4 protein-coding genes and 2 pseudogenes are annotated in these 2036 nt (G+C 64.4%); all 6 read right to left on the bottom strand.

Annotated elements, in window-relative coordinates; translation table 11 throughout:
* Positions 1–123, bottom strand: a pseudogene (locus AB0959_RS16390) (DNA-directed RNA polymerase subunit alpha); the annotation flags it as partial.
* Between the two features lie 153 nt (positions 124–276).
* Entirely contained in the window at positions 277–681 is a 405-nt protein-coding gene (gene rpsK, locus AB0959_RS16385) for a 30S ribosomal protein S11 (protein WP_003956432.1), read from the bottom strand.
* A gap of 66 nt (positions 682–747) precedes the next feature.
* The gene (gene rpsM, locus AB0959_RS16380; RefSeq protein ID WP_366827058.1) at positions 748–1128 is read right to left on the bottom strand and encodes a 30S ribosomal protein S13; all 381 of its coding nucleotides are present in this window, start codon (positions 1126–1128) and stop codon (positions 748–750) included.
* A gap of 229 nt (positions 1129–1357) precedes the next feature.
* Complete coding sequence (gene rpmJ / locus AB0959_RS16375; RefSeq protein ID WP_003998809.1) at positions 1358–1471, bottom strand: 50S ribosomal protein L36; 114 nt, start codon at positions 1469–1471, stop codon at positions 1358–1360.
* Positions 1472–1534: 63 nt separating this feature from the next.
* Positions 1535–1756: a translation initiation factor IF-1 gene (infA, locus tag AB0959_RS16370; protein WP_003948620.1), complete on the bottom strand. Its 222-nt coding sequence runs from the start codon at positions 1754–1756 to the stop codon at positions 1535–1537.
* A 178-nt stretch (positions 1757–1934) separates the two neighbouring features.
* Positions 1935–2036, bottom strand: a pseudogene (locus AB0959_RS16365) (type I methionyl aminopeptidase); the annotation flags it as partial.

Below are 2036 nucleotides of genomic sequence, written 5' to 3'. Positions count from 1 at the left end.
AGTACGGCGAAGGGAGTTGCCGAGGGTGTAGCCGAAGCCCGGCTCCAACGGCTCGATCACGAACCGGGAGCGGAACTCGTCGACGACCTCTTCGGTCAACGAGGGACGCTGAGCGATCAGCATGTGTGGATCAGATCCTTCTTTCGTGGACGCCCGCTATTTGACGCCCGACGGAAACCCGTGCCCAGAAAGCACGGGGTACTGCAAGGGTACGGGCGATACGGCCCTTTTAGGGTGCCGTACCGCCCGAAACCACAGACCGTGACGAAGCGAGCGTCAGACGCGACGACGCTTCGGCGGACGGCACCCGTTGTGCGGCGTGGGCGTCACGTCCTGGATGGAGCCGACCTCGAGACCGGTCGCCTGCAGCGAACGGATGGCCGTCTCACGACCCGAGCCCGGGCCCTTGACGAAGACGTCGACCTTGCGCATGCCGTGCTCCTGCGCGCGACGGGCGGCCGACTCGGCGGCCATCTGCGCGGCGAAGGGGGTCGACTTGCGCGAGCCCTTGAAGCCGACGTGGCCGGCGGAGGCCCAGGAGATCACGTTGCCGGACGGGTCCGTGATCGAAACGATGGTGTTGTTGAACGTGCTCTTGATGTGCGCGTGACCGTGAGCGACGTTCTTCTTTTCCTTGCGGCGCACCTTCTTGGCAGCGCCCTGACGACCCTTGGGGGGCATCTATAACTCCTACGGGAGGTGGTCGGTCCTACAGCGAAGACCGCTGGACGGCGAGTCCGCTGCGGACTACTTCTTGCCCGGCTTCTTCTTACCGGCGATGGCGCGACGCGGGCCCTTGCGGGTGCGGGCGTTGGTGCTGGTGCGCTGACCACGGACGGGCAGACCACGGCGGTGGCGCAGACCCTGGTAGCAGCCGATCTCGACCTTGCGGCGGATGTCGGCCTGGATCTCGCGACGGAGGTCACCCTCGGTCTTGATGTTGTTGTCCACGTACTCGCGGATCTTGACGAGCTCTTCCTCGGTCAGATCGCGAACACGGGCGTTCGGGTTGACGCCGGTCTCGGCCAGCGTCAGCTGCGAGAGGGTCCGGCCGATGCCGAACACGTAGGTGAGGGCGACCTCCACGCGCTTGTCGCGCGGGATGTCAACACCGGAAACGCGTGCCATTCAATGGCTCCAGTTGATCCTCGGAGGTCTTCCACAGAACCGGCTCCCAGCCGCCGGCCTCTTCACGCTGTTCAAAAGACGCAGCAAAAGAGTTGGTACGACTGGGTCCCCGGCCTCCGAACCGGGGGTGTCAGGCACCGTCGGCGCCTGGGTCCTGCGTATGAACATATTCAGCTCGCGTCGCGCGAATCCCTGCGATACCGATGCAGAGGGATCGATCGATCGTGCGTCAGCCCTGGCGCTGCTTGTGGCGCGGGTTCTCGCAGATGACCATGACCCGACCGTGACGGCGGATCACCCTGCACTTGTCGCAGATCTTCTTGACGCTCGGCTTGACCTTCATGGGGTGAGGTTCTCCGGGTCAGTTGCCGGCAGTCCTGCGGAGAACGCGGGACCTGGGCAAGATCTACTTGTAGCGGTAGACGATCCGGCCACGCGTCAGGTCGTACGGAGAGAGCTCCACCACGACCCGGTCGTCAGGGAGGATGCGGATGTAGTGCATGCGCATCTTGCCGCTGATGTGTGCCAGGACCTGGTGGCCGTTCTGGAGCTCGACCTTGAACATGGCGTTCGGAAGAGACTCGACGACAGTGCCCTCGATCTCGATGGCACCTTGCTTCTTGGCCACGCTTCGCCCTTCGAATCGACTACCTTGATCGGTCCCGAGCGACCGCATGAGGACATACGGGCACACGAGAGCCGACGAGTCAGTCTACGTCAGCGCCCCGAGAAACACGAATCGAGAGAGACTGCCCACGCGAAGAGATCATTAATCAGGGCAAGTCGGCGCCGTGGGCGATCAGGCCCTACGCCAGCGGATCAGGCGCCGCGACAATCCCGTACTCCGCCAGCTTCGCCCTGCCCCCGTCAGGCGCCGTCAGGACGAGCGGGCCGGCCTCCGACCGATT

This window comes from Streptomyces sp. NPDC046862 (assembly GCF_040704615.1).
Lineage (GTDB): Bacteria > Actinomycetota > Actinomycetes > Streptomycetales > Streptomycetaceae > Streptomyces.
The sequence above is the reverse complement of the archived record's forward strand: the minus strand, read 5'-3'. Positions and strand labels throughout refer to the sequence as shown.